This window comes from Streptomyces sp. NPDC002669 (assembly GCF_042889165.1).
GTDB lineage: Bacteria > Actinomycetota > Actinomycetes > Streptomycetales > Streptomycetaceae > Streptomyces.
On sequence record NZ_JBIAQQ010000003.1, the window covers coordinates 79189 to 105186 of the forward strand.

A 25998-nucleotide genomic window follows, 5' to 3' on the forward strand; every position below is an offset into this window, starting at 1 on the left:
ACCGGGCGGCGGACTCAGCCGGAGAGCACGTCCAGGGCCCGGTCCACATCGGCCCGGGTGTTGTACAGGTGGAAGGCCGCGCGCAGACTCCCCGCCCGGTTGGAGACCACCACCCCGGCCCGCGCCAGCTCGGCCTCCCGCGCGCCGAGTCCGGGCACGGCCACGATCGCCGACTCCCCCGGCACCGCCTCGTGCCCCAGCTCCGCCAGCCCCGCCCGCATGCGGGCGGCGAGCCCGGTGGCGTGGGCGTGCACGGCCTCCACACCGACCTCGCCCAGCAGCGCCAGCGACTGCTCGGCACCGTGGTACGAGAGAAAGGCGGGCGGCTCGTCGTAGCGGCGGGCGGACGGGGAGAGCCGTTCGACCGGGCCGTACGTGCTGTTCCCCGGGTCCTCGGCCGCGGCCCAGCCGGCGAAGACCGGCGGCAGGGTCCGCTGCGCGTCCTCGGTGACGGTGAGGAAGGAGGCGCCCCGCGGGCAGAGCAGGAACTTGAAGCCGCCGGCGACGGTGAAGTCGTACTCCCCCGCGTCCAGCGGCAGCCAGCCGGCCGCCTGTGAGATGTCGAGCAGGGTCCGGGCGCCATGGGCGGCCGCCGCCGCGCGCACCGCCTTCAGATCGGCGATCCGGCCGTCCGACGACTGCACGGCGGACAGTGCGACGAGCGCGGTGTCCGGGCGTACGGCGTCGGCCAGGCCGTCCAGCGGGACGTAACGGGTCCGCAGGTCGCCGCGGACCGCGAACGGGCTGACGACGGAGCTGAACTCCCCCTCGGGCGCCAGCACTTCGGCCCCCGGCGGCAGCGCGGCCGCGATCAGTCCGACGTGCACGGAGACGGAGCTGCCGACGGCCACCCGGCCGGCGTCCGTCCCGACGAGCCGGGCGAAGCCGGACCGGGCGGCCTCCACCCGCGCGAAGTCGCCGGAGCCTGCGCCGCGGCCCGCGGCGACGCGCTCGGCGAGCGACCGCACCGCCGCCACGGTACGACGGGGCAGCAGCCCGCAGGTGGACGTGTTGAGGTAGGTGGTCTCCGGCGCGAACTCGCCGTGCACGGCCCGGCTGAGCGGAAGCGAAGTGGTCTCCATGCGCCCAGCCTGGTGTTCCTCCGATGCGCGGTCAATCACGGAGCACCGGGAGACGCGTCCGGGAGATCCCCCGGCGCCCGGGCGGGCACGCCGCCCGGGCGCCGGGCTCAGGCGTTCGTGCCGCCCGCCGCGGGGACCTCGCAGGCGCCGTCCGGGCCGCACGCCCCGGCGTCCTCGCCGATCATGGTCACCGGACGGTCCTTCCACGCCTGTTCGAGCGCCTGGGTGAAGACCTCGGCGGGCTGGCCGCCGGAGATGCCGTACCGCCGGTCGAACACGAAGAACGGCACCGCGTTGGCGCCCAGCTCGGCCGCCTCCCGCTCGTCGGCCCGCACCTCGTCCGCGTACGCCTGCGGGTCGGCGAGCACGGCCCGCGCCTCGTCGGCGTCGAGCCCGGCCTCCACGGCCAGCGCCACCAGCACGTCGCCGTCGTAGACGGACCGTTCCTCGGCGAAGTTGGCCCGGTAGGCGAGGTTCAGCAGCTCGTCCTGGCGGCCCCGGGCACGGGCCAGGTGGAGCAGCCGGTGGATGTCGAAGGTGTTGCCGTGGTCGCGGCCCTCGACGAGGTAGCCGAGCCCCTCGGCCCGCGCGTTGGCCGCGACGTTCGCCTCCATGGCCTGCGCCTCCTCACGGGTGCGCCCGTACTTCCGCGCCAGCATGTCGATCACCTCGACCGGCTCGTTCCCGGCGTACGTGGGATCGAGCTCGAAGGACCGGTGCACGATCTCGACCTCGTCGCGGTGGGCGAACTCCGCCAGGCCCTTCTCGAAGCGGGCCTTCCCGATGTAGCACCAGGGGCAGGCGATGTCGCTCCAGATCTCGACGCGCATGTCCTTCTTCTCTCCGTGTTCTCGCGGCCCGTTACGGCCGCGGGGTCCTTCTCCGCTCTGTGGGCAACTGAGCAACACGGAAACAAATGCCCTCATTCCCCGGCCGCCCCGACGACCGGAACGGCTGCCCGGCCGGTCACCGCCCGGACCGGGCTCCCGGTACGGGCCGGGCGAAGCGCAGGTCCGCCGGGGCGACCTCGCGGGCCGGCCCGGCCGCCCGGAACACCACGTCCAGCGCGCGTTCCGGGTCGCAGGCGTAACCGCCGCTGGCCCAGGCCGGATTCGCCTCCACCGCCGCCCACCGGCCGTCGTCGAGCAGGCCGACGTCGACCACGGCCGCGCAGGGCAGCTCCCCGGCCGCCTCCGCGAGCAGCTCGGCGGCGAAGGCGCGGACCTCGGGGCCGTGCTCGTCCTCGTCCAGCGGAACCGGGTCGAGCGCGGGGCCGACGGCGTAGCGGCTGCCCGTGCGCACGGCGCCGTCCATGACGAACAACCGGTACTCACGGGTGAAGCGGACGATGTCGCTCACCAGCACCGGCAGGTCGTCGTCGAACGCGTCCGGTCCGGGCAGCCGTGAGCCGTCGGGGTAGATCCGGGCGGGGAAGAACTTGTCGGTCGGCGGCTTGACGAAGGCCGGCCGGCGCAGTCGTCGGGCTTCTGCCAGCGTGAGCGCCTCCACCCGGCGTCCGGTCAGCGCCACCGGCAGCGACGCCAGCCAGTCGGCCGGCGGCTCCAGCGCCACGAGGTCCAGCTCGGCGGCCACCCGGTCGGCGAGCAGCGGCCCGCCGTACAGGTGCGCCCGCCCGGCGGCGTCCCGCGCGCCGTCCGGGAGCCGCCATTCGTGCGCGGTCAGGGTCCGCAGCCCCCGGCCCGCCGCGGTGGTGGCGAAACGGCGCCCGGTCGCGGAATCACGCGGGGCGAGGATCAGGACTCGGTCGGTGGTCATGGCGCCCATGCTGCCCCGCCCCCGGCTGCCCGGACATCGTTTTTCGACGGCCCGGCCCCGGCCGTCAGATGTAGCTGAGGATCAGCAACGCGGTCATGAGCTGCGCCGTGATGTGCGGGCCCAGCAGCCGACCGCGCGCGGAAGGGAACGGCAGCGGTTTCCCCGGCCGGGCCACCGCTGCGACGCCGAGGAGGAGTGCCGCCGGGAAACACCCGGGGATCGAGCCCACGAGCACGTCGGAACACCGCACGCCGTACGTCACGCAGCCGGACGCCCGGGTCGGGCTCAGGGTGACGAGAAGGGAGCCGGCACACACCGGCACCAGCGCGACGAGGCCGAACGGACGTTGCGGTCCGAGCGATCGAGGTCGACCTGGTGCCGGTCCGCCGTGGCGGGGGTGATGTCCATGCGGCCCCCAACCCTCCGGCGGACCCCGGAGGGTTGGGTGGTGGTACTCGATTCCGCTGAGTATCCGCGCTCATTCGGCCGACCGGCGGGAGGGCCCCGTACGGCCGGGGGCCGCCCGGCGGGCGCGGACGGCGCCCGGATCCGGCTGTGGGATCCGGGCGCCCGTTGCCGCTCGCCGGGCGGGCCCGGCCCGCAGGGGGCCGGGGAGTGCGCGGGGTCAGGCGGGGCGGCCGTCCACCCGTCGGGGCAGGCCCAGGGGGTTGTCCTCGCGGAGCTCGGGCGGGAGCAGCGCCTCGGGGGTGGTCTGGTAGGTGATCGGGCGCAGCCAGCGTTCGACGGCGGTGGCGCCGACCGAGGTGGAGGTGGAGGTGGTGGCCGGGTAGGGGCCGCCGTGGTGCTGGGCGGGGGCGACGGCGACCCCGGTCGGCCAGCCGTTGACGAGGACCCGGCCGGCCAGCGGGGTGAGGGCGGCGAGGAGGCCGGGGGCGTCGGCGTCGGTCTCCTCGGTGGCGGTCTGGAGGGTGGCGGTGAGGTTGCCGGGGAGCCGGGAGAGGACGGCGGTGATCTCGTCGGTGCCGGTGTAGCGGGCCACGACGGTGACGGGGCCGAAGCACTCCTCCAGGAGTTCGTCGTGCGGGCCCTCGGCGGTGAGCAGGGCGGCCGGTGCGGTCAGGAAGCCGGCCGAGACGGTGTGTTCGCCGCCCGCGCCGGGGGTGACGGGGGCCTCCACGCCGGGAAGCCCGGCCCGGGCGCGCACCCCCGCGACGAAGGCGTCGCGCATCCGGTGGTCGAGCAGGACGCCCGCCTCGGTGTCGCTGACCGCGTCGGTGAGGGACTTCAGCAGCCGGTCGCCGTTCTCGCCGGCCGGGACCAGGACGAAGCCGGGCTTGGTGCAGAACTGGCCCGAGCCCAGGGTCATCGAGCCCGCGAGCCCGGTCCCGATCTGCTCGCCGCGCTCGGCGGCGGCGGCCTCGGTCACCACGACGGGGTTGAGGGAGCCCAGCTCGCCGTGGAAGGGGATCGGTACGGGGCGGGCCGCCGCCGCGTCGAACAGGGCGCGTCCGCCGCGTACGGAGCCGGTGAAGCCCGCGGCGGCCACGAGCGGGTGCCTGATCAGTTCGACGCCCGCCTCGAAGCCGTGCACCAGGGTCAGCACGTCCTCGGGCAGACCGACCCGGGCCGCCGCCCGGCGCAGCACGGAGGCGCACAGCTCGGAGGTGGCGGGGTGGTCGGGGTGGGCCTTGACGACGACCGGGCAGCCGGCCGCCAGCGCGCTCGCGGTGTCGCCGCCGGGGACGGAGAAGGCGAGCGGGAAGTTGCTGGCCGCGTACACGGCGACGACCCCGAGCGGGATCTTGTAGCGGCGCAGGTCGGGCCAGGGCGGGGTGCGGGTGTCGTCCGCGTGGTCGATGTGGACGTCCAGGAAGGCGCCCTCGTCGACGACCTCCGCGAAGGCCCTCAGCTGGGCCGCGGTGCGGGCGAGTTCGCCGGTGAGCCGGGCCGGGCCCAGGGCGGTCTCGGCGTCCGCGGCCTCGACGACGTGTTCCCCCGCCTCGGTGAGCAGTTCGGCGGCCGTGCGCAGGAACGCGGCGCGCACGGTGCGGTCGGCGAGCGAGTCGCGTACCGCGTGGGCGGCCCGGACCGCGCGGTCGACCTCCTCCGCCGTAGCCTCCACCGCGACCTGCTCACGCGGGTTCCCGGTGCGGGGGTCGACGCTCCAGACTGGTGTTGCTGCCACCGTGCTTTTCCTTCCGCTCCACTGCCGCACATCGGAGTTTGTTCGGTATTCTGAACAAAGTTCTCGATCGTGAATATGAAGCGACTCTATTTCCGGTCGTTCGACGTTGGCAAGGTGCCATCGGATCGGCCGGACATGGGAGTTCGGCGGGTCGCAGGGCCCATGAATGGGCCGGAAGGAGCGTGGGTCGATGTCCGCTGCCGAGGCCGGTGGGGCGCCGGTCAAGTCCGCCGTGCGTACGGTGGAGCTGCTCGAGTACTTCGCGGGGCGACCCGGCATGCACTCGCTCGCCGCGGTGCAGGAGGCCGTCGGGTATCCCAAGTCCAGCCTGTACATGCTGCTGCGCACGCTGGTGGAGCTGGGCTGGGTGGAGACCGACGCGACGGGCACCCGGTACGGGATCGGGGTGCGGGCCCTGCTGGTCGGCACCTCGTACATCGACGGGGACGAGGTCGTCGCGGCGGCCCGGCCCACCCTGGACCGGCTCTCCGACGACACGGCGGAGACCATCCACCTGGCCCGCCTCGACGGGACGAGCGTGGTGTACCTCGCCACCCGGCAGTCCCAGCACTACCTGCGCCCCTTCACCCGCGTCGGCCGTCGGCTGCCCGCCCACTCCACCTCCCTCGGCAAGGCGCTCCTGGCCACCCACAGCGACGAGCAGGTCCGCAAGATGCTGCCCGAGACGCTGCCCGCGCTGACCGAGCACACCATCACCGACCGCGAGAAGCTCATCGAGGAGCTGCGTCTGGTCCGCGAGCAGGGGTACGCGGTGGACCGCGAGGAGAACACCCTCGGGCTGCGCTGCTTCGGCATCGCCATCCCCTACCGCACCCCCGCCCGCGACGCGATCAGCTGCTCCGTGCCGGTCGCCCGGCTCACGCCCGCGCACGAGCAGATGGTCAAGGACGCGCTGTTCGACGCGCGCGACCGGCTGGCGCTCGCCACCCGGAGGCTCTGACCTGCCGGAGGTCTCCCCGCGCGGGGTCCGAAGCGGCCCCGCGCCGTGCCGCGCGCCCGCGGCGGGACGACCCGGCGGCGGCCCGTCTCCGCCGCGCGGCGGAGACGGATCGTCACCGGGCACGACGTGCCCGCCCGGACCGCACGGGAGTGTGGGTGCCATGACACAGACCTCGCCCGCCCCGGCCGCCGCGGGGCGGCCCGGAGCCCTCGCTCTGCTCCGTGCGCTCGCGATCACCGCCACCCTGCCGTACATCGCGCTCAAGACCGCCTGGATCGCGGGCAGTCGGGTCGGCATCCCGGACGGCAGCCCGCTGCTCGAACACCGCGCCACGATGATCGTCGCCAACGGCGTCACGATCCTGATGGACAGCGCCGTCGTGGTCATCGCCCTGCTGCTCACCCGGCCCTGGGGCCGGCGGGTGCCCGCCTGGCTGCTCGTCCTGCCCGTGTGGGTGGCGTCCGGGCTGCTGCTGCCGATCATGACCGGGTACCCGACCCAGCTGGTGGTGGGCCTGTTCCGGGGCGGCGGCGTGGGCGGCGGGGGCGGGGACGGCAAGCCCTTCCTCGACGAGTGGGTCTTCGGCGTCGTCTACGGCGGCTTCACCGTCCAGGGCCTCGCGCTGGGCACCCTGTTCGCGCTGTACGCCCGGGACCGCTGGGGCCATCTCTGGCAAGGCACCCTGCGGGACCTGCCGAAGAGCCCCACCGCGCCCGCCCTGCGGGTCACCGCGGTCCTCGCCTCGCTGCTCGCGGTCGTACCGGCCGTCGCCCACCTGGTGTGGGCCACCGGCTCGGCCGCGGGGCTCAACGCGGCCAGGATCGCGGACCGGGACGGACCCTTCTACATCATGGAGGCGTTCAACGTCCTCTTCGCCGTCGTCGCCGCCGCCGGGGTGCTGCTGCTCGCCTTCCGCCGCTCCGCGCTCCCCCTCGCCGTTCCGCTCGTCCTGGCCTGGTGCGGCTCCGGGGCCTCGGGCTGCTGGGGCGGCTGGCTGAGCATCGCCTCGATGACCGGGGCCCAGAAGGTCTCCGAACAGCCCACCCCCACCATGGTGGTGATCTACGGTGTCCAGATGCTGCTCGGAGCACTGGTGGTCACCCTCGGCGGGTACTTCTTCTCGGAACGCGCGGCGGCCCCCGGCCCCGGCGGCCCCGTGCCGTCCGCCCTGCCCTCCGGCGCCCGCGGGTGACCCTGCTGTTCGGGCGGCGGGCCCGGCTGCGCTGGCTGCACCTGATCCTGGGCGGCGCGCTGCTGATGCCGTACTTCCTGGCGGCCCTGGTGGTGGTCGGCTCGCTCCGCCCGAACCCCGTCCTCTTCACGTCCCTCCCCCACCAGCTCGTCTCGTTCGTCTGTGCCCTGCCCATGGCCGCGGTCACCGCGCTCTTCGCCCCGGCCCGGCCGCTCTCGGCGGCCGCGGCCCGCGCGCTGTGCGGCATCCCCGCCGGGCGGCAGCTGGCTGACGGGCCCGCCAGGACCCGGCAGGCCCGGGTGCGCACCACGGTCTGGTACACGACGCACCTCGCGCTCGGCGGCATCGTGAGTGCCCTGACGCTGGCGCTGGCCCCGCTCGTACTGACCCTCGTGGCGCTGCCGTTCTCGAAGACGGTGCGCGACTCCTGGATCAGGCTGCCCGAGGAGCTGGACCGGCCCTGGGTCCTCGCCCTGAGCCCCTTCGCCGGGATCGCGGTGCTGCTGGCGGTGGCCGGGGGCGCGGCGCTGGCCGGCGCGCTGCTCGCCGGCCGGGCCCCGGTGCTGCTGGGCCCGACCCCGGAGGACCGGCTGGCCGCCGCCGAACGCCGGGCGGCCGACCTGGCGGCGCGCAACCGGCTGGCCCGGGAACTGCACGACTCGGTGGGCCACGCGCTGAGCGCCGTCACGCTCCAGGCGGGCGCGGCCCGCAAGGTCCTGGACAGCGACCCGGAGTTCGTCCGCGAGGCGCTGGCCGCGATCGAGGAGACCACCCGGCGCACGGTCGGCGAACTCGACTCCGTGCTCGGCCTGTTGCGCAGCGACGAGGAGCACGGGGCGGCCGGGACGACCGGTCCGGCGCTCGACGCGCTGGACGGACTGCTGAAGCGCTGCGGGGTGCCGGTCTCCCTCACCGTGCGGGGCGAGCCGGGCACGGTTCCGGCCGCCGTCTCGCGGGAGGCGTACCGGATCGTGCAGGAGGGGCTGAGCAACGCGCTGCGGCACGGCGGACCCGGAACGGCGGTGGAGCTGCTGATCACGGTGCGTGCGGCGGACGTGGAGATCGTCATGGACAACCCGCTGCCGCAGCGGCCCGCGGCGGTGCGGCCCGGGGGCGGGCGCGGACTGCGCGGCGTGGCCGAGCGGGCGGTGCTGCTCGGCGGCCGTGCGCAGGCCGGGCCGCACGAGGGCGCGTGGCGGCTGGCCGCGCGCCTCCCCCTGTGCACGGACGGACGGGAGAAGAAATGAGCACGAGGGTCCGGGTGGTTCTGGCCGACGACGAGCGGATGGTGCGCACGGCGCTGCGCGTCATCCTGGACGCCGAACCCGATCTGGAGGTCGTCGGCGAGGCGGCGAACGGCGCGCGGGCGGTGTCCGTGGTGCGCGAGCTGCGGCCCGACGTGGTGCTGATGGACGTGCGGATGCCGGAGATCGACGGCATCCGGGCCACCGAGCAGATCCTCGGCTCGCTCGCCGACCCGCCGCGGATCGTCGTGGTGACCACCTTCGAGAACGACTCCTACGTGTACGACGCGCTCGTCGCCGGGGCGGCCGGTTTCCTGCTGAAGCGGGCGGCGGCCGAGGACCTCGTGCAGGCGGTGCGACTGGTCGCCCGCAGCGACACGTTGCTGTTCCCGGCGGCGGTCCGGACCCTGGCGGCCGAGCACCTGACGCGGCGGGGTACCGCCCCGCCGCCGTGGGTGGCCCGGCTCACCGAGCGGGAGGCGGAGGTGCTGCGGCTGATGACGGCCGGGCTGACCAACGCGGAGATCGCCGAGCGGCTGGCCGTGGGGCCCGCGACGGCCAAGACGCACGTGGCGGCGGTGCTCGCGAAGACCGGCGCCCGGGACCGCACCCAGGCCGTGATCGCGGCGTACGAGTCGGGATTCATCGCTCCGGGGGATTCCGGCCGACCATGAGGAATCGGTGAGAATCGGCACAACCGGGAACGTGCCGTGACGCCCCGCTCGTCCCCCGAGCGGGATGAACAGAACGATCAGGCGCACGTCCGTCTTCTGCCTGCTGCTGGTTCTCGCCCTTCTGGTGCGGGCGACCTGGCTGCAGGCGTACCAGGCACGGGCGCTCGCGGACAACGACCACAACCGGCGGAAGACCATCGCGCAGTACGCGCAGCCGCTCGGTGACATCATCGTGGCCGGGAACCCGGTCACCGGTTCGAAGAGGACGGTGGGCAGCGATCTCGCGTACAAACGCACCTACACCCGGGGCGAGCTCTACGCGGCCGTCACCGGCTACGGCTCGCAGGCGTACGGCGCCACCCAGCTCGAAGGCATCTACAGCCACGTGCTGGACGGCACCGACGACCGGTTGAAGAGCCCGCTGGACACGGTGACGAACAAACAGGCCGATCCGGGCAACGTCCTGACGACGATCGACCCGGCCGTGCAGGAGGCGGCGTACGAGGCGCTCGGCGACGACAAGGGCGCCGCCGTCGCGATCGAGCCGGGCACCGGGCGGATCCTGGGCATGGTCTCCACCCCCTCGTACGACCCGTCGACGATCAGCGGTACGGCGGACGGCGAGGCCTGGCGGAAGCTGCTCGACGACAAGGACAAACCCCTGGTCAACCGGGCGATCCGGCAGCCGCTGGCCCCCGGTTCGACGTTCAAGCTGGTGGTGGCCGCCGCGGCGCTGGAGGGCGGGCTGTACGGCTCGGTCGACGAGCCCACGGCCAGCCCCAACCCGTACACCCTGCCCGGCACCAGCACCGTCCTGCGCAACGAGAGCGCCACCGCGCCCTGCGAGAACGCCACGCTGCGCACCGCGCTCCGGTACTCCTGCAACAACGTCTTCGCGAAGGCCGCCGTCGACCTCGGTCAGGACAAGGTCCGGGCGATGGCGGAGAAGTTCGGCTTCAACACCGAGAAGCTCGACGTGCCGGTGCGGGCGAGCGAGAGCGTCTACCCCTCCGGCATGGACCGCCCGCAGACGGCGCTGACGGGCATCGGCCAGTTCGAGGTGACCGCGACGCCGTTGCAGATGGCCATGGTGTCGGCCGCCCTCGCCAACGACGGGGAGCTCGCCGCCCCGCACATGGTGTCCGAGGTGACGGACTCCGAGGGCACCACGCTGCGGGAGTACCCGGACGGGGACGCCGAGCGGGTCGTCTCGCGGGGCACCGCCGAGCAGTTGCGCAGCGCCATGGTGACCGTCGTCGAGCAGGGCACGGGCACCAACGCCCGGATCGCCGGGGCCGAGGTCGGCGGCAAGACGGGCACCGCGCAGAACGGGGTGGGCAACAGCAGGACCCCGTACGCCTGGTTCACCTCGTACGCGAAGGACGCCTCGACCGGCAAGGAGGTCGCGGTGGCGGTGGTCGTCGAGGACTCGGGCGCGGCCCGCTCGGAGGTCAGCGGCAACGGGCTGGCGGCGCCGGTCGCCCAGAAGATGATGAAGGCGGCGCTGGCGCGCTGAGCACGCCGGGCGGGGGCGCCTGCCGTGCGCCCCCGCCCGGCGCGGTTCCGTCAGCGGCCCAGGCGCGCCAGCGCCCCGGCGACGGCCGCCAGGTCCGGGTCCGAGGCCAGCCCGGCGTGGTACAGGCGCAGTTGGTTCGCGCCGAGCGAAACCGCGTGCGCGGCGTCCCGCTCCAGGGTGGCGGGGCTGCCGCCCATGCCGGTGACCACGCAGAAGTTGGCCGCGAGCACCCCCTCGTGCCCGGCGAACGGGCCGAGCACGGCCTCGCGCGCCGCGTCGGCGCCGGTGCAGGGCAGCACCACGCCGTCCGCGACGGACAGGACGTGCCCGGGGTCGACGCCGGTGTTCGCGCCGGTGCGGTACGGCGCGGGGTCGGCGTGCAGCAGTACCTGGAAGCCGGGTTCCGCCGCCGCCCGCACGGCGGCCACCGCGGCCTCCTGGAGCGTACGGGCGACCGTGCCGCGCCACCGGAGGGTGGCGTCGGCGAGGTCGGCGCCGAGGAGTTCCCGCACGGCCTCCCAGCCGGCCTCCGCGCTGCCGGAACCGGCCCAGCACGGCTCCAGGGCCCGGCGCACGGCCGCGGCCAGGGCGTCGGCGTCCAGGCCCTGTTCCGCGTACCCGGTGCGGCAGGCGGAGCAGAAGCAGAGCGACATCAGGTACTGCGCCGCGTCGCCGAGGCCGACGCCCGTGGTCTTGTCGTGGGCGTGCAGGTGCGCGAAGCCGTACCAGCCGCAGGACTCCAGCTCGGTGCCGGCCGCCCCGTCGCGCACCGCCGCCTCGGCGGCCAGGTCGATCAGGTACGCGCGGACCTCGGGCCGTGCGATGCAGGGCGCCCAGGGGTAGCGGTCGCCGTACGCGTTGACGACGGAGGTCCCGGGGTGCTCGGCGCCCAGGCGGGAGTTGTGCGCGAGGACCACCCAGGTGTGCACCTGGAGCCCGGCGGCGGTGAGGGCTTGGGCCGCCTGTGCGTACGGGTCGTCGGCGGCCACCCACGACTGCGGGTACGGGCGCAGCTCGCGCCCCGCCCACCGCTCCCGGTCCGGCGGGTAGAGCACCGCCGCGTGTTCGGCGGTGACGATGCGGCGGGCGGGGTGGCGCGGGGTCAGCGCCCGGGTGGAGTGGTAGGCGGCGGCGAGCGTCACCTGCCCGGCGCCCAGGTCCGCGATGCGGGCGGCCGCGTCCGGGTCGCCGACGACGTCCCAGGGGTAGAGGAAGACGGAGGTCCTCACCCGCGCGTCTCCCGTCCGTGCTTCTCCAGGACGGCGCGGCCGCGCGCGATGATCCCGGTGAGCTCCTCGACGTGGGCGGCGGACGGCTCGGTGAGCGGGGTGCGGACCGGGCCGACGGCCGGACCGCCGAGCCGGACCCCGGCCTTGACGAGCGAGACGGCGTAGCCGCGGCCCTTGGCGCGCAGTTCGACGAGCGGCCGGTAGAAGTGGTCGAGGAGTTCGTCGGTCAGGGCGCCGTCGCCGGCTTCCAGGGCCCGGTGGAAGGCGAGCGCGATGTCGGGCGCGAAGGCGAAGACGGCGGAGGAGTAGAGCGTGATGCCGATGCCGCGGTAGGCCGGACCGGTGAGTTCGGCGGTGGGCAGCCCGTTGAAGTACAGGAAGTCCTCTCCCGGCGCCTCGGTGCGGACGGCGCTGACGATGCGCTGCATCAGGTCGAGGTCGCCGTAACCGTCCTTGAGGCCGATGACTCCGGGGGTCCGGGCCAGTGCCACGACGGTCTCGGGGGTGAAGACGGCGTTGTCGCGCTGGTAGACGATCGTCTCCAGGCCGGTGGCCGCGGCGAGCGCGGTGTAGTGGCCCAGCAGTCCTTCCTGGTCGGCGACGACGAGGTAGGGGGGCATCGCGAGGAGCCCGTCCGCGCCGGCCTCCTCGGCGGTCCGGGCGTACTCGACGGCGAGCGCGGTGCCGTATCCGGCCCCCGCGACGACGGGCACCTGTCCGGCGGTCTCCTCGACGGCCGCGGCGACGACGGCGCGGAACTCCCGCTGCGTCAGCGCGTGGAACTCGCCGGTGCCGCAGCAGGCGAAGACCGCCGCCGCACCGGCGTCGACACCGGTGCGCACATGGGCGCGGAAGGCGTCGAGGTCGACGGCGCCGTCCGGTCCGTACGCGGTGACGGGGAAGAAGAGCGGCCCGGTCGCACGGTGGAGTCGGGCGGCAAGAGGGGCTGTGGTCACTGGCGCTCCCTGAGCAGGTTCAGGCGTGCACAATTATGATCGACGTCCACATTCGTGAACAGCTGCACGCTAAGGCAGCCGCCCGGCACGGGTCAAGAAGAAGCATGCGCAGGGCATCCGAATGCCCATCCAGGAACCCCGTCCCCGGCAGGGCGGCGGAGCCCTTGACTCGCCTCGCCGGAACTTCTTAGCTTGTCCACAGATATGAATGACGTCCATGACTTTGGCTTCTGATGGGCACGTCCCGCAGCCACCGCAGGGGCCGTGCCGCGCGCCCGGAGTGCGCATGGCACCCACGCACCGAGGAGATCCGCGCATGCCCGCTCCCCGCACCGTCCTGCTCACCGGCGCCGCCGGCGGCCTCGGCACCCTGATGCGCGGGCTCCTGCCCGCGTACGGCCACGAACTCCGGCTCCTGGACGCCCGCCCCGTCGAGGGCGAGCCCGGCGCGATCACGGCCGACCTCGGCGACCGGGCGGCGCTGCGCGAGGCCGTGCGGGGCGTCGACGCGATCGTCCACCTCGCGGGCATCTCCCTGGAGTCCTCCTTCGACAGGATCCTGCGGGCCAACATCGAGGGGACGTACAACCTCTACGAGGCCGCTCGCGAGGAGGGCGTCCGGCGCGTCGTCTTCGCCTCCTCCAACCACGTCGTCGGCCACACCCCCCGCCCGTTGCCCGGCGATCCGCCGATCGCCGTCGACGCCCCGCGCCGCCCCGACACCTTCTACGGCCTGTCCAAGTCCTTCGGGGAGGACCTCGCCCAGCTGTACTGGGACCGGCACGGCATGGAGACCGTCTCGGTGCGCATCGGCTCCTGCTACCCCGAGCCGACCTCGGTGCGGATGCTGTCGCTCTGGCTGAGCCCGGCGGACGGCGCCCGGCTCCTGCACGCCGCGCTCACCGCGAAGGACGTGGGGCACACCGTCGTCCACGGCTCCTCCGCCAACACCCGGCTGTGGTGGGACCTGACCTCGGCCCGCGCGCTGGGCTACGAGCCGCAGGACGACTCGGAGCCGTACGCGGCGCGGCTCGTCGCCGAGCAGGGGGAACTGGACCCGGACAACCCCGACCACACCCGCCTCGGTGGCCACTTCTGCACCAACCCACCGATCTGGCCGCACTGACCGGCCCGCGGGGCCCGCGGAAAACCGCGCGACAGCGCGTTCGCCCACGGGCAGGATGCGGGGTCATGCCGAGACCCTCAGGATTCCTGTACGAGCAGCACGGCGACGCGAGCGTCACCATCACCCACCACGGCCGCCCCGCGGGCACGCTGCGCGGCGGCCGGGCGGAGAAGTTCCTGGCCGAGGTGGCGTCCGGGGACGCCCAGCTGGTGATGGCCCGCTGGACCGGGGCGTACAAGCACGGCAACGAGCGCACCGCCCGCGATCACCCGCGCAACCGGGCGCGCGGGCGCTGACGGACGCCGCGCCCACGACCGGAACACCCGCGCGACCGGATGCCCGGACGCCCGGACGCGCGAGGAGACAAGGGAGACGCGGAACGACGGGCGGCAAAGGTAAGGGAACGGCAAAGCCGGGTCGTTCGTTACTGCGGACATGACCGCTATGACCCCCGGCTCGAACATTCCTCTCTCCGCCGCCCGCGTGGCAGTGGACGTCTCCGCCCCGGTGCGGCTCGACGTTTCGGGCCTCCTGCTCACCGCAGCCGGCAAGGTGCGCTCGGACGACGACTTCATCTTCTACAACCAGCCCGCGGGCCCCGGCGTGACCTACCGCTCCGGCGGCGGCACCACGCCGGACTCGATCCTGGTGGACACCGCGGCGGTCCCGCCCGGCATCGAGAAGATCGTCGTCACGGCGAGCCCGGACGCGGCGGGCCAGACCTTCCAGGGCATCGAGCCCACCGCGACCGTGCGCAACGCCGACGACAACAGCGTGCTCGCCACCTTCACCCCGCCCCGGCTGGGCGCCGAGACGGCGCTCGTGGTCATCGAGGTCTACCTCCGCAACGGCGCCTGGAAGGCCCGCGCGGTCGGCCAGGGCTACGCCGACGGCCTGGCCGGCATCGCCACGGACTTCGGCGTCTCGGTCGAGGACGAGCCCGCCGCCCCGGCCCCCGTGCCCGCAGCGCCCGTCGCGCCCCCGATGCCTCCCACCGGCCCGGTGGACCCGCGGATCGCCGCGCCCCCGGCTCCCCCCGCCCCGCCGGCCCCGGCGCCCGTGCCCGACTCCGGGAAGATCAGCCTCGACAAGGGCCGGGTCAGCCTCCAGAAGAACCAGACGGTCTCCCTGGTCAAGGGCGGCCGGCCGCTGCTCTCCCAGGTCAAGATGGGGCTCGGCTGGGAGCCCGCCTTCCGCGGCAAGGACATCGACCTCGACGCCTCGGTGATCGCCTACGGCCCGCAGCGCAATCACATCGACAGCTGCTACTTCGGCAAGCTCTCCATCCTGAACGGCGCGATCAAGCACTCCGGCGACAACCTCACGGGCGAGGGCGCGGGGGACGACGAGGTGATCGTCGTGGACCTGGGCCGCATCCCGCCGGAGGCGACCGGCCTGGTCTTCACGGTCAACTCGTTCACCGGCCAGAAGTTCACCCAGGTCGCCAAGGCCTACTGCCGGCTGATCGACGGGGCCACCGGCGAGGAGCTGGTCCGCTTCGACCTGACCGGCGCCGAGCCGCAGACCGGCGTGATGATGGCCAAGCTGATCAAGCAGTTCTCCGGCGAGTGGGAGATGACGGCCATGGGCGACTTCGTGAAGTCGCGCACCGTCCGCGGCATGGTGAAGCCCGCGGCCCAGGCACTGTGACGCGCCGGGGCCCCGGGATGCGTCCGTGGACGCGCCCCGGGGCCCCGGTCATGGTCGGGTGTCCCGCTCGGAGCCCGGTCGGGCTCAGAGCTTGGTCAGCTTGGAGTACGGGCGCAGGATCCTGCCCTGCCGCCCGGCGAAGTCGATGAGAACCGCGTCGTTGTCGCCCTCGACGGCGAGGACCCGGCCGAGGCCGAACTGATCGTGCGACACCCGGTCGCCCGCGTCGAAGGATTCGACCGGTGGGGCCTCCTGGGCCGGGCGGTTGAAGGGACTGGAAGGCAGGTGGCGCCGGGATCCGGCTGACTGTTTCATTACTGCGAGTATGCGCCCCGCCGGTGGTTTCCGGGAACACCTGGTGCCGCACCCGTCCCTCGCGGGAGCGGGCACGGCCCTGAATCCGCCATCAGTTCTTCCAGGGCCAGTCCGCGTTCCGCCCCGCCTCCAGCAGCGGCACCATGCGGAACGCCGCGTCCGAAAGCCCCCCGAAGGTGTGGCGCGCCCCGTTCCCGGACGGGGCGTGCCCGACCCGGTAACCGGCCAGGTTCCAGGTGTAGACGGGCACGGTGTCCGGCACCGCCGCGGTGGCGTCCCCGGCGTACGAGAACGTCGCCTGCTCGTCGGTGACGATCAGCACCCGGTCGTGGTCCCGGTAGTGCCGACGCACCGCCTGTTCCGTGTCGGTCCCGCCGAGGTCGCCGAAGCGTTCCAGGACCTTCAGCACGGACTCGCTCCGGCGGTGCTTCACCGGTGCGCTGCTCGTACCGAACTGGACCAGGTCGGCGTCGGCCGCCCGGAGCGCCAGCGCCGTGCCGAAGATCGCGGCGGCGTCGGCCCGGTTGAGCTGCGAGTGGTCCGAGAGCGGCGACCACATCGAGCCCGAGCGGTCGACCAGGACCAGCGTCCGCCCCGGCAGGGCGGGCACGTTGTCCAGCGAGTGGCCGAGCGCCTTCTCCAGCGGGTGGGCCCAGCGCAGCGAGGGCGCGTGCTGGTGGGCCGCGAGGTAGCGGAACGGGAACTGCCGGGACGCGGCGACCGCGGCCGGGTCGCTGATCCTCGCCGCCACCCGCGCGGCGACCTCATCCGAGACGCCCGCCTCGTCGAAGTTGCGCAGGTTGCGGATGAGCGCCATCACGCCCATCGACGGAATCACCGCTTCCCAGGCCGTGGCGTCCATCGGCCCCTGCAGCCAGCCCGCCAGCGCCTCCCAGGTCATGCCCGCGGCGGCCAGCCGGTCCGCCCCGTCGGCGCCCTCGATCACGGCCCGCCGCCGCTCGACCGGCAGCTCCATCAGCGCGCGGTGGGCGGTCAGGACGCGGTCACCGGCCGGCGGCACGGCCGTCTCGGGGTGGTGCCTGCGGTCGAGGGCGTACCGGAACAGCTCGCCCTGCCACGGCTTCGCGGGGTCGGGCGAGGCGTGCGTCAGGTTCAGGATGTCGCCGAAGCGGTAGCTCTTGGAGGCGGTGTCGTACTTCAGCAGCGACTTGCCGTTGTAGAGCCGGCGCACGGCGTCGGCGATGCCGCGCTTGACCGGCTTGGGCACGGCCCGGCCGTGGCGCGAGGTCCAGTACCCGAGGAGCTCACCGGGTTCGTCGGCGCGCAGCAGCACGGAGTCGACGACCCGGCGGTTGGACGGGCCGTCCTCGACGCCCGCCTCCAGCCGTGCCCCGACGTACTCGGCGGCGCCGACGATCGAGGCGGTGCGCATCTGTCCGTCGCGGCGCAGCCAGTGGAGCAGGCCCGCGGTCCACTCCGGGTCCGTGACGGCCAGGGTCCGCACCAGGGTCGAGAAGCGGTCGTCGCGCTGCGCGCCGTCCTCGTAGAAGGTCTGCTGGGAGACGAAGTTGGCGACCGCGAGCAGGAAGAGCTCGGAGCGTTCGTCGCGCAGGTGTCCCCGGCCGCCCTGATGGGTCGGCGCGGTGCGCCCGGTGGACTTCACGGGCGAGACGGCGCGGGGCCGGGTGGTGCGGGTGTTGAAGCGTGCCATGTGAATTCCCCCGAATTCATTGGGAGAAGGCACGGCCGGAAGGGTGCCCGAGATCAGGGGGCGGCGACGGACTTACTGATGCTCTGCCACTTGAGCTACCGGCCTGAGCCGGACGGGACTCGAACCCGCAACCCTCAGTACAAAGGAAGTAACCGTCGCCTGCGCACCGGGCACCCCCCGGCGCTTGTGCCTCCCGAGATCTTTCCGGCCGCGGCGGCATCTGGACAAGAAGTAGCCGCGGCCCTCGCACCGGGAGGTGCGTGCAGTCATTGCTGCAGATGAAGTTGTGGTGCCCAGAGATCCGATTCGGCGGAACCGACGAAGGTGCTCTACCCACTGAGCTACACCGGATCGAGATCCGGCGGCGGGACTCGAACCCGCGACATCCCCATTAAGAGTGGAAGTAGGTCCTGCCTGCGCACCTGGGCACGGGCAGGACTCTAGAAGAGGAACCGCCCGGTGCGCGAGGGAATTACGCGCCCGAGCGGTTCATCCGTACGAGTCGTCGCCAGGTCTTGCCGCGGCTTCCCGCCGTTGCTACTTCTTCGGCTGGCGCTTCCACGGGCCGGTGATGGCGAGCATGATGCCCGGCGTCTGGATGTTGGCGTACAGCGTCCGGCCGTCGGGCGAGAAGGTGACACCGGTGAACTCGCTGTACTCCGGCTCCTCCTCGGTGCCGATGTTCAGCTCGTTGCGCGCGATGGGGTAGGTGCGGCCGCTCTCGGTCGCGCCGAAGAGGTGCTGGACGCCCTCGCCGTCCTCGGAGATGACCAGACCGCCGTAGGGCGAGACGGTGATGTTGTCCGGGCCGTCGAAGGCGCCGTCCTTCGACGGGTCGGGGTTCACGCCGAGGAGCACCTTCAGCGTCAGCGTGCGGCGCTTGGGGTCGTAGAACCAGACCTGGCCGTCGTGCTGGACGGGGCTCTCGGAGCGGGCGAACGAGGAGACGACGTAGGCGCCGCCGTCGCCCCACCACATGCCTTCGAGCTTGCGGGCGCGGGTGATCTCGCCGTCGGCGAACTGCTTGCGCACCGAGACGGTCTTGGCGTCGCGGTCGGGCACGTCGACCCAGTCCACGCCGTACACGGTGCCGATCTTCGTGGCGCGGGACAGGTCGTCGACGAACTTGCCGTTGCGGTCGAAGCACTTGGTGGCCTGGAGGACACCGGCGTCGTCGGCGAGGGTGCGCAGCTTGCCGCGGCCGTGCCGGAAGCCCTGCGGCGGGACCCAGCGGTAGAGCAGCCCGTTGGGCTTGCCGGCGTCCTCGGTCAGGTAGGCGTGACCGCGCTTGGGGTCGATCACGACGGCCTCGTGGGCGTACCGGCCGAACGCCTTGATCGGGTGCGGGTCGCGGTTGGCCTCGCGGTCGTACGGGTCGACCTCGAAGACGTAGCCGTGGTCCTTGAGCAGACCGTTCTTGCCGGCCTTGTCCTCGGTCTCCTCGCAGGTGAGCCAGGTGCCCCACGGGGTGGCGCCACCGGCGCAGTTGGTGGAGGTGCCGGCGATGCCGACCCACTCGGCGACCCGGCCGTCGCGGCGGGTCTCCACGACGGTGCAGCCGCCGGCCGCGACCGGGTCGTAGACGAGGCCCTCGGTGAGCGGGACCGGGTGCTCCCAGCCCTCCCGGGTGCCGGCCAGCTCGTGGTTGTTGACGAGCAGGGTGACGCCGCGCGGGCCCTCGAAGGTGGCCGTGCCGTCGTGGTTGGAGGGGGTGTACTCACCGCTCTCCAGCTTGGTGACACCGCAGTGGGTGATGACCTTGTACGAGAAGCCGGCGGGAAGCGCGAGGATGCCCTCGGGGTCGGCGATCAGCGGTCCGTAGCCGGGCTCACGGCCGTGGCCATGACCGTGCCCGTGGTCGTGGTCGTGTCCGTGGCCGTGCTTCGGGTCGTCGGCGGCCAGGGCACCGGGCGCGGTGGCCAGGGAGGCGACGGTGCCGGTCAGGGCGATGCCGGCACCGGTGAGTGCGGACTGCTTGGTGAATTCCCTGCGCGTGATGGGCATCACGTACTCCTGGGGGCGACTGAACGGGTTTGCTTGCGGGCCCACAGTCGCGCCCCCGTGCCAACGGAAGTTGAACTGCGGGCGACGCCGGGGGGCATCCTTCCTGTGCACTTGGCCGAAAACGGATGTCCGACCCTGTACTGCCCACCGCCGCGGACCTGCTCGTTCATGCCGCCCGGCACCGCCCGGTGCCGCCCGTCCCCGGTACCGTCCACGCCGTCCGTTCCTCCGCCACCGCCTGCGGGAACGGACGGCACGCCCCGCCGGGCCGGGGGACCACCGGCCGCGGGCGGGGCGGAGAACCGCTCAGGAGCCCGCGCGCGACCGGGCCTTGAACGCCGCCTTGCGGGCCTCCTTGGCCTTCTTCTTGTCGCTGTGCAGCCGGCCCATCGCCTCCAGGACCTCCGCCGTCGCCGGGTGCTCCACTCGCCACGCCTCGTCGAAGAAGCCGCTGTGCTGCCCGGCCAGCCCCTCGACCAGGTCCTGGAGCTCGTCCAGGTCGCCGTCGGCCTCCAGTTGGGCCGCGATCGTGTCGACGGCGAGCCAGAAGATCATCGACTCCGGCGGCGCGGGCACGTCCGCCGCGCCCAGCTCCGCGAGCCAGACCCGGGCCAGGCCGCCCAGTTCGGGATCGTCCAGCACCGCGCGCACCTCGGGCTCCGCCGCGGCGCCGACCAGGGCGAGGGCCTGCTGGCAGTGGAGCCTGCGCAGCGGGGCCTGCCGGTCCGTCCCGCGGGCCGCCGCCAGGAGTTCGCCCCCGGCGCCGTCCGTCCCGCGCCGGGCGAGCCACAGTCCGACCTCGGCGCGGGCCGCCGCCTCGGGGTAGTACGCGATGCCGCCGAGGAGCGCGTCGGCGCCCTTGTCCGCGAGGTCGCCGACGGCCGGGGCGTCCACCCCGGCCTCCAGCATCCGGGCCCGCAGCCCGTACAGGCCGAGGGGCGTCAGGCGCACCATTCCGTACCGGGTGACGTCCTCGTCGTCGGCCGCTCCGGCGCCGTCCTCGCCCTCCTCGACCAGCAACGCCTCGTCCACCGGGCGGTATTCGACGATCCCGATCGGTTCGAGGACCCGGAACTGGTCGTCGAGGCGCATCATCGCCTCGGAGACCTGCTCCAGGATGTCGTCGGTCGGTTCGCCCATGTCGTCGGGCACGACCACCGAAGCGGCGAGGGCGGGCAGCGGCACCGGAACCGGGTCGACGCCGCCCTCGCCGACGGTGAGCAGGTACAGGTTGCCGAGGACCCCGTCGAGGAACTCCGCCTCGATCTCCGGGTCCCAGTCCAGGGATTCGAAGTCGATCGAGCCGTCCTCGGCGACGAGGTCGGCGAGGTCGTCGAAGGCGGGGGCGGTGGCGTCGGCGTGGACGGCCTCCAGGCCGTCGAGCCAGATCGCCAGGACGTCCTGCGGTGAACCGCCGGTGACCAGCGCCAGGTTCTCGCCGGCGGTCACGGTGCCCTCCGCGTCCGGACCGGCGGCCTCCTCGGGGTCCTCGACGTCGAGGAGACCGGCGTCGACCGCGAGCCGCCACGCCTCACTGGCCTCCGCCGCGCCGTCCTCGTCCGGCTCCAGGCCGAGGTGCTCGGCCGCCGCCGGCAGCTGTGCTTCCACGAGTTCGCCCCCGGCGCCGACCCGGGTGCCGGGTCCCGCCCAGCGGGCGAGCCGGACGGCGCGGGCGAGCAGCGGCGCGGCGAGCGCGTCCCGTGCCAGCTCGGCGTCGGTGCGCAGCCGTACGGGCGGCAGGGTGGGGCGCTCTGCGGACATCAGGCGGTTCTCCTCGGGGCGTACCGGGCGTACGGGTCGGACGTAGCCGGAGTCACGGGCCGGCGTACCGGAGTCACGGATCGGGTGTACCGGAAACGGATCAGGCGTACCGGAATACAGATCGGGCGGCCCAAGCGTAGACGCATTTCGCCCCATGCCGCCCGGTTCATGCGACGGACGGCGGCGGTACACCTGTCAGACCTTGACAACGCCCTCGCGCACACAAGAGATTGACGCGCGTAGACGTCTCCACCCGACCCTCGATCCCCCCGGAGCCCGTGATGCCTGCCGCATCGTCCAGAACGACCGCCGTCTCCGCCGTAGTCACCGCCGCGCTCGCCGCCGGCCTGCTCACCGGCGCCGCCGCCACCTCCGCGTCCGCCTCCACGACCACCGACGCCCAGGTCCGCATCCACGACATCCAGGGCTCCACCCGGATATCCCCGCTCGCCGGCCAACAGGTCGACGGGGTCACGGGCATCGTCACGGGCGTGCGCACGTACGGCTCGAAGGGCTTCTGGTTCCAGGACCCGCAGGCCGACGCCGACCCCGCCACCAGCGAGGGCGTCTTCGTCTACACGGGCTCCGCGCCCACGGTCGCGGTCGGTGACGCGGTCACCGTCTCCGGCACCGTGACCGAGTACGTCCCGGGCGGCCTCGACTCCGGCAACCAGGCGCTCACCCAGATCAGCAAGCCCACCGTCACCGTGGTCTCCTCCGGCAACGCCGTGCCCGCGCCGGTGCGGATCACCTCGCGTTCGGTCCCCTCCCGGTACACCCCCGAGGGCGACCCGGCGGCGGGCGGCTCCATCAACGCGCTCCCGCTGCGGCCGTCCCGCTACGCCCTGGACTACTACGAGTCCCTCGAAGGCATGAACGTCGAGGTCGGCACCTCGCGGGTGGTCGGCGCCACCGACACCCACGCCGAGCTGTGGGTGACGGTCAAGCCGCACGAGAACGACGCCCGTCGCGGCGGCACGGTCTACGGCTCGTACACCTCGCAGAACACCGGGCGGCTGCAGATCCAGTCACTGGTGCCGCTCGCCCAGCAGCCCTTCCCGAAGGCGAACGTGGGCGACGTGCTGTCCGGCGCGACCGAGGGCCCGCTCGACTTCACCCAGTACGGCGGCTACACGCTGACCGCCCGCACCATGGGCACGGTCGTCGACGAGGGCCTGCGCCGGGAGACCACCCGCAAGCAGCGCGACGGCGAGCTGGCCGTGGCGACGTACAACGTCGAGAACCTCGACCCGAGCGACCCGCAGGAGAAGTTCGACGCGCTCGCCGCGGCGGTCGTCGAGAACCTCGCCTCGCCCGACATCCTGGCCCTGGAGGAGATCCAGGACAACAACGGCTCGAAGAACGACGGCACGGTCGCCGCCGACCTGACGGTCGGGAAGTTCATCGACGCCATCAGGGCGGCGGGCGGCCCGGCGTACGACTGGCGTTCCATCGACCCGCAGGACAAGAAGGACGGCGGGGAGCCCGGCGGCAACATCCGCCAGGTGTTCCTGTTCAACCCGGAGCGGGTCTCCTTCACCGACCGCACCGGCGGCGACGCGACGTCGGCGACCGAGGCCGTGCGCGAGCGGGGCCGTGCGGCCCTCACCCTCTCCCCCGGCCGGATCGACCCGACGAACCCGGCGTGGGAGAACAGCCGCAAGCCGCTGGTCGGGGAGTTCGCCTTCCGCGGCCGTCCGGTCTTCGTCGTCGCCAACCACTTCGCGTCCAAGGGCGGCGACGAGTCCATCTTCTCGCAGCACCAGCCGCCGTCCCGTTCCTCGGAGGTCCAGCGGCACGCGCAGGCCGAGACGGTCAACACCTTCATCAAGAAGCTGCTGAGCGTCCAGAAGGACGCGGACGTCCTGGTCGTCGGCGACATCAACGACTTCGAGTTCTCCGGCACGACGAAGGCCCTGACCGCAGGGGACGCGCTGTACCCGGCGATCAAGTCCCTGCCGCGCTCGGAGCGTTACTCGTACGTCTACCAGGGCAACAGCCAGGTCCTCGACCAGATCCTGACCAGCCCGTCGATCCGCGGCTTCCACTACGACAGCGTGCACATCAACGCCGAGTTCGCCGACCAGAACAGCGACCACGACCCGCAGGTGGTCCGCTTCCGCCCGTAGGGCGTGTTCCGCACGGACCCGTTCCGTCCGTGCGGACCGCCGTGCCGCTACACGCCCGTCGCCGGCCGCAGGCCGAGCACGGGCGTGTAGCGGTTCACGCCGCCGCCGGTCACCCCCGGGTACGACTGCACCCGTTCCCACTGCGGTGTGCTCGATCCGACCCCGTCGCCGGGCGCGGCCAGCGCGGCCACATGGGCCTCGGCGCTCTCCCATTCGGCGTAGTTCAGCACGCGCGTCCCGTCGGTGCTCACGTGGAAGTGCGCGGAGATGCCGCCGGGGGCGGGCGCCGGATCGGTGCCGAGCGCCTCGAACACGGTGTCCACCCAGTCCCGCTGCCGGGCCGGGTCCGCCCCGTCGAACTCGACGTCGACGATCACCACGCAGCCCGGTTCCCGTCCGTCGTCCTCCTTCGTGCCGGACCGGTACGGCTCGTAGGTGTGCAGCCCGAGCCGCCGGATGCCGGGCACGGCGGCGTCGATCTCCGCGTTGCGCTCGTCCCTGCCGTGCCGGACGAACTCCTGATACGCCTGCTCGTCGCTCCACTGGCTGTAGTGGAACAGGGTCTTCCCGTCCTCACCCGCGTGGACGGTGTACGAGAGCAGCCCCGGGTGCGGCCAGTCCCGGGCGGCCCAGGCCCGCCGGATCGCCTCGACCGCCGCGTTCTGGCGCTCGGGAGTACCGACGTCCCAGGTGCTCGCCTTGACGATTCCGACGTCGTTGCGGGCAAGATCGGGGCGGGATTCGAACTGCACACTCATGACGGGTCCTCCCTGACCGGCGCACCGGGGCGGTGCGGCGTTGCCGCCCACCCTGATACGTCAAGTCCGCTTGAGGTCAACAGCGCGCCCCGCCGCCCGGCCGGGTCCACAGACCGCACGACGAACGGAGTACCGCATGACGCCGTACCTCAGGACGATCGACCGTGAGGAGCATCTGGCGTTCGTCGCGAGCCGGCCGGCCGTGAGCCACATGCAGGTCCCGTCATGGGGCGACGTGAAGCCCGACTGGCGTACGGAGAGCATCGGCTGGTTCGACCGGGACGGCACCGGCCGGGAGCGGATCGTCGGGGCGGGGCTCGTCCTGTACCGGCCGATTCCCAGGGTGAAGCGCTGTCTGGCGTATCTGCCGGAGGGGCCCGTCATCGACTGGCACGACGGCGCCCCGGAGCGTTGGCTGGAACCGATGCTGGCGCATCTGAAGGCGCGGGGCGCGTTCACGGTGCGCATGGGGCCGCCGGTGGTCGTCCGGCGCTGGGACGCCCGGACGGTGAAGGACGCCATCGCCGACCCGGCCGCCGGGCGCCTGCGCGAGGTGCGGCCGGACACGGTGGAGCCGGGGGCCGCCGAGCTGATGGACCGGCTGCGCGCGCTGGGCTGGCGGCAGGGCGAGGAGGAGAGCGAGGACGGTTTCAGCGCGGGGCAGCCCCGGTACGTCTTCCAGGTGCCGTTCGCCGGGCGGTCGCTGGAGGACATCCGCGGCGGCCTGAACCAGCAGTGGCGACGCAACGTCAAGAAGGCGGAGAAGGCGGGCGTCAAGGTCGTCGAGGGCGACTACGAGGACCTCCCGGCCTTCTACGAGCTGTACCGCGAGACGGCCGGGCGCGACCGCTTCATCCCCCGCCCGCTCGGCTACTTCCAGCGCATGTGGACCGCACTGCGGGCCGAGGACCCCGACCGGATGCGGCTGTACCTCGCCCAGCACGACGGCGAGACGCTCTCCGCCGCGACGATGCTGACCGTGGGCAACCACGTCTGGTACTCCTACGGTGCCTCGACCGGCCGCAGGCGCGAGGTGCAGCCCAGCAACGCGATCCAGTGGCGCATGATGAGCGACGCGCACGAGCGGGGCGCGGCCGTCTACGACCTGCGCGGCATCACCGACACCCTGGACGAGGGCAACCACCTGCTGGGCCTGCTGCGCTTCAAGGTCGGCACCGGCGGCCGGGCCGCCGAGTACGTCGGCGAGTGGGACTTCCCGGTCAACAAGGTGCTCCACAAGGCGTTCTCGCTGTACATGGCGCGCCGCTGACCTCCGCCGCCCGCCCCGGCGGCCGGGGCGGGCGGCATGGCCGGGCACGGGTGCGCCGGCGCCCGTGCCAGACTCCGGGGCATGATCCTGCGCCTCGCCACCCGTGCCGACCTGCCCGCCGTCCTCGCCCTCCTCGCGGACGAGGAGCGGGTCCTCGACCCGGCCTCGGTCGTGGTCGACGAGGGGTACGAGAGCGCCTTCGCGGCCATCGCGGACGACCCGCGCAACGAGATGCTGGTCCTGGTGGACGGCACCACGGTGCTGGGCTGTGCGCAGGCGACGTACATACCGGGGCTCGGCCGCGGCGGCCGGGAGCGGGCGCTGGTCGAGGCGGTGCGGATCAGGGCCGACCGGCGGGGCGGCGGGCTGGGGCGGGAGCTGATGGCCCAGGTCGTGGCGCGGGCCCGGCTGCGGGGGTGCGGGCTGGTGCAGCTGACCAGCGGCAAGCGGCGCGCGGACGCGCACCGGTTCTACGAGTCGCTGGGCTTCGCCCGCAGCCACGAGGGCTTCAAGCTCGCCCTCTGAGGCCGCCGCGCC

Annotated in this window: 23 protein-coding genes; 11 read left to right on the top strand and 12 right to left on the bottom strand. The window is 73.4% G+C overall.

Going from position 1 to position 25998, the window contains the following annotated elements:
* Positions 1-14: 14 nt before the first annotated feature.
* From ACFYW1_RS05195 to ACFYW1_RS05215, 5 genes are all read right to left on the bottom strand, one after another.
* Positions 15-1082: an aminotransferase class V-fold PLP-dependent enzyme gene (locus ACFYW1_RS05195; protein ID WP_388987229.1), complete on the bottom strand. Its 1068-nt coding sequence runs from the start codon at positions 1080-1082 to the stop codon at positions 15-17.
* Between the two features lie 107 nt (positions 1083-1189).
* Positions 1190-1912, bottom strand: coding sequence for a DsbA family oxidoreductase (locus ACFYW1_RS05200; protein ID WP_388987232.1), 723 nt, complete (start codon positions 1910-1912; stop codon positions 1190-1192).
* 136 nt (positions 1913-2048) lie between these two features.
* Positions 2049-2858 (bottom strand): ATP-grasp domain-containing protein, encoded by an 810-nt coding sequence (locus ACFYW1_RS05205; RefSeq protein ID WP_388987235.1) that lies wholly within the window; start codon positions 2856-2858, stop codon positions 2049-2051.
* Between the two features lie 64 nt (positions 2859-2922).
* On the bottom strand, positions 2923-3180 hold the full coding sequence (locus ACFYW1_RS05210) for a hypothetical protein (protein WP_388987238.1): 258 nt from the start codon (positions 3178-3180) through the stop codon (positions 2923-2925).
* 303 nt (positions 3181-3483) lie between these two features.
* The gene (locus ACFYW1_RS05215) at positions 3484-5004 is read right to left on the bottom strand and encodes an aldehyde dehydrogenase (NADP(+)) (RefSeq protein WP_388987241.1); all 1521 of its coding nucleotides are present in this window, start codon (positions 5002-5004) and stop codon (positions 3484-3486) included.
* A gap of 190 nt (positions 5005-5194) precedes the next feature.
* On the opposite strand from ACFYW1_RS05215, the gene ACFYW1_RS05220 reads away from it, so the two are divergent.
* The 5 genes from ACFYW1_RS05220 (at position 5195) to ACFYW1_RS05240 (ending at position 10591) form a co-directional block, all read left to right on the top strand.
* Positions 5195-5965, top strand: coding sequence for an IclR family transcriptional regulator (locus ACFYW1_RS05220; protein WP_388987244.1), 771 nt, complete (start codon positions 5195-5197; stop codon positions 5963-5965).
* A gap of 160 nt (positions 5966-6125) precedes the next feature.
* Positions 6126-7157, top strand: coding sequence for a hypothetical protein (locus ACFYW1_RS05225; RefSeq protein ID WP_388987247.1), 1032 nt, complete (start codon positions 6126-6128; stop codon positions 7155-7157).
* Complete coding sequence (locus ACFYW1_RS05230; RefSeq protein ID WP_388987250.1) at positions 7154-8404, top strand: sensor histidine kinase; 1251 nt, start codon at positions 7154-7156, stop codon at positions 8402-8404. Before ACFYW1_RS05225 ends, ACFYW1_RS05230 begins: the two co-directional genes overlap by 4 nt.
* Positions 8401-9075, top strand: a complete 675-nt coding sequence (locus tag ACFYW1_RS05235) for a response regulator (RefSeq protein WP_388987253.1) — start codon at positions 8401-8403, stop codon at positions 9073-9075. The genes ACFYW1_RS05230 and ACFYW1_RS05235 overlap by 4 nt, the downstream gene beginning before the upstream one ends.
* A gap of 64 nt (positions 9076-9139) precedes the next feature.
* The gene (locus ACFYW1_RS05240; RefSeq protein ID WP_388987256.1) at positions 9140-10591 is read left to right on the top strand and encodes a penicillin-binding transpeptidase domain-containing protein; all 1452 of its coding nucleotides are present in this window, start codon (positions 9140-9142) and stop codon (positions 10589-10591) included.
* 50 nt (positions 10592-10641) lie between these two features.
* On the opposite strand, the gene ACFYW1_RS05245 is transcribed toward ACFYW1_RS05240, so the two are convergent.
* Both ACFYW1_RS05245 and ACFYW1_RS05250 read right to left on the bottom strand, forming a co-directional pair.
* The gene (locus tag ACFYW1_RS05245) at positions 10642-11820 is read right to left on the bottom strand and encodes a hypothetical protein (RefSeq protein WP_388987259.1); all 1179 of its coding nucleotides are present in this window, start codon (positions 11818-11820) and stop codon (positions 10642-10644) included.
* Positions 11817-12776: a 5-dehydro-4-deoxyglucarate dehydratase gene (locus ACFYW1_RS05250; RefSeq protein ID WP_388987262.1), complete on the bottom strand. Its 960-nt coding sequence runs from the start codon at positions 12774-12776 to the stop codon at positions 11817-11819. Before ACFYW1_RS05250 ends, ACFYW1_RS05245 begins: the two co-directional genes overlap by 4 nt.
* 316 nt (positions 12777-13092) lie before the next feature.
* Here ACFYW1_RS05250 and ACFYW1_RS05255 point away from each other — a divergent pair, with 316 nt between their 5' ends.
* The 3 genes from ACFYW1_RS05255 to ACFYW1_RS05265 all read left to right on the top strand — a co-directional run bounded on the left by ACFYW1_RS05255 (position 13093) and on the right by ACFYW1_RS05265 (position 15552).
* Positions 13093-13902: an NAD-dependent epimerase/dehydratase family protein gene (locus tag ACFYW1_RS05255; protein WP_388987265.1), complete on the top strand. Its 810-nt coding sequence runs from the start codon at positions 13093-13095 to the stop codon at positions 13900-13902.
* Between the two features lie 65 nt (positions 13903-13967).
* The gene (locus tag ACFYW1_RS05260; protein WP_388987268.1) at positions 13968-14198 is read left to right on the top strand and encodes a hypothetical protein; all 231 of its coding nucleotides are present in this window, start codon (positions 13968-13970) and stop codon (positions 14196-14198) included.
* A 139-nt stretch (positions 14199-14337) separates the two neighbouring features.
* Positions 14338-15552, top strand: coding sequence for a TerD family protein (locus ACFYW1_RS05265; RefSeq protein WP_388987271.1), 1215 nt, complete (start codon positions 14338-14340; stop codon positions 15550-15552).
* An 84-nt stretch (positions 15553-15636) separates the two neighbouring features.
* Here ACFYW1_RS05265 and ACFYW1_RS05270 read toward each other — a convergent pair whose 3' ends face one another.
* The 4 genes from ACFYW1_RS05270 to ACFYW1_RS05285 form a co-directional block, all read right to left on the bottom strand.
* Positions 15637-15867 (bottom strand): hypothetical protein, encoded by a 231-nt coding sequence (locus ACFYW1_RS05270; protein WP_148834087.1) that lies wholly within the window; start codon positions 15865-15867, stop codon positions 15637-15639.
* A 91-nt stretch (positions 15868-15958) separates the two neighbouring features.
* A complete protein-coding gene (locus tag ACFYW1_RS05275; RefSeq protein ID WP_388987274.1) occupies positions 15959-17539 on the bottom strand; it encodes a TROVE domain-containing protein in 1581 nt (526 codons plus the stop codon).
* Positions 17540-18076: 537 nt separating this feature from the next.
* Positions 18077-19543: an alkaline phosphatase PhoX gene (locus tag ACFYW1_RS05280; RefSeq protein ID WP_388987277.1), complete on the bottom strand. Its 1467-nt coding sequence runs from the start codon at positions 19541-19543 to the stop codon at positions 18077-18079.
* 306 nt (positions 19544-19849) lie between these two features.
* Positions 19850-21304, bottom strand: coding sequence for a hypothetical protein (locus ACFYW1_RS05285; RefSeq protein WP_388987280.1), 1455 nt, complete (start codon positions 21302-21304; stop codon positions 19850-19852).
* 281 nt (positions 21305-21585) lie between these two features.
* Between ACFYW1_RS05285 and ACFYW1_RS05290 the strand changes: the two genes are divergently transcribed.
* Positions 21586-23433, top strand: a complete 1848-nt coding sequence (locus ACFYW1_RS05290) for an endonuclease/exonuclease/phosphatase family protein (protein ID WP_388987284.1) — start codon at positions 21586-21588, stop codon at positions 23431-23433.
* A gap of 47 nt (positions 23434-23480) precedes the next feature.
* On the opposite strand, the gene ACFYW1_RS05295 is transcribed toward ACFYW1_RS05290, so the two are convergent.
* Entirely contained in the window at positions 23481-24191 is a 711-nt protein-coding gene (locus tag ACFYW1_RS05295) for an antibiotic biosynthesis monooxygenase (protein WP_388987287.1), read from the bottom strand.
* Between the two features lie 136 nt (positions 24192-24327).
* Between ACFYW1_RS05295 and ACFYW1_RS05300 the strand changes: the two genes are divergently transcribed.
* Complete coding sequence (locus ACFYW1_RS05300; protein WP_388987289.1) at positions 24328-25461, top strand: lipid II:glycine glycyltransferase FemX; 1134 nt, start codon at positions 24328-24330, stop codon at positions 25459-25461.
* A gap of 81 nt (positions 25462-25542) precedes the next feature.
* The gene (locus tag ACFYW1_RS05305; protein ID WP_388987292.1) at positions 25543-25986 is read left to right on the top strand and encodes a GNAT family N-acetyltransferase; all 444 of its coding nucleotides are present in this window, start codon (positions 25543-25545) and stop codon (positions 25984-25986) included.
* The last annotated feature ends 12 nt before the right edge of the window (positions 25987-25998 follow it).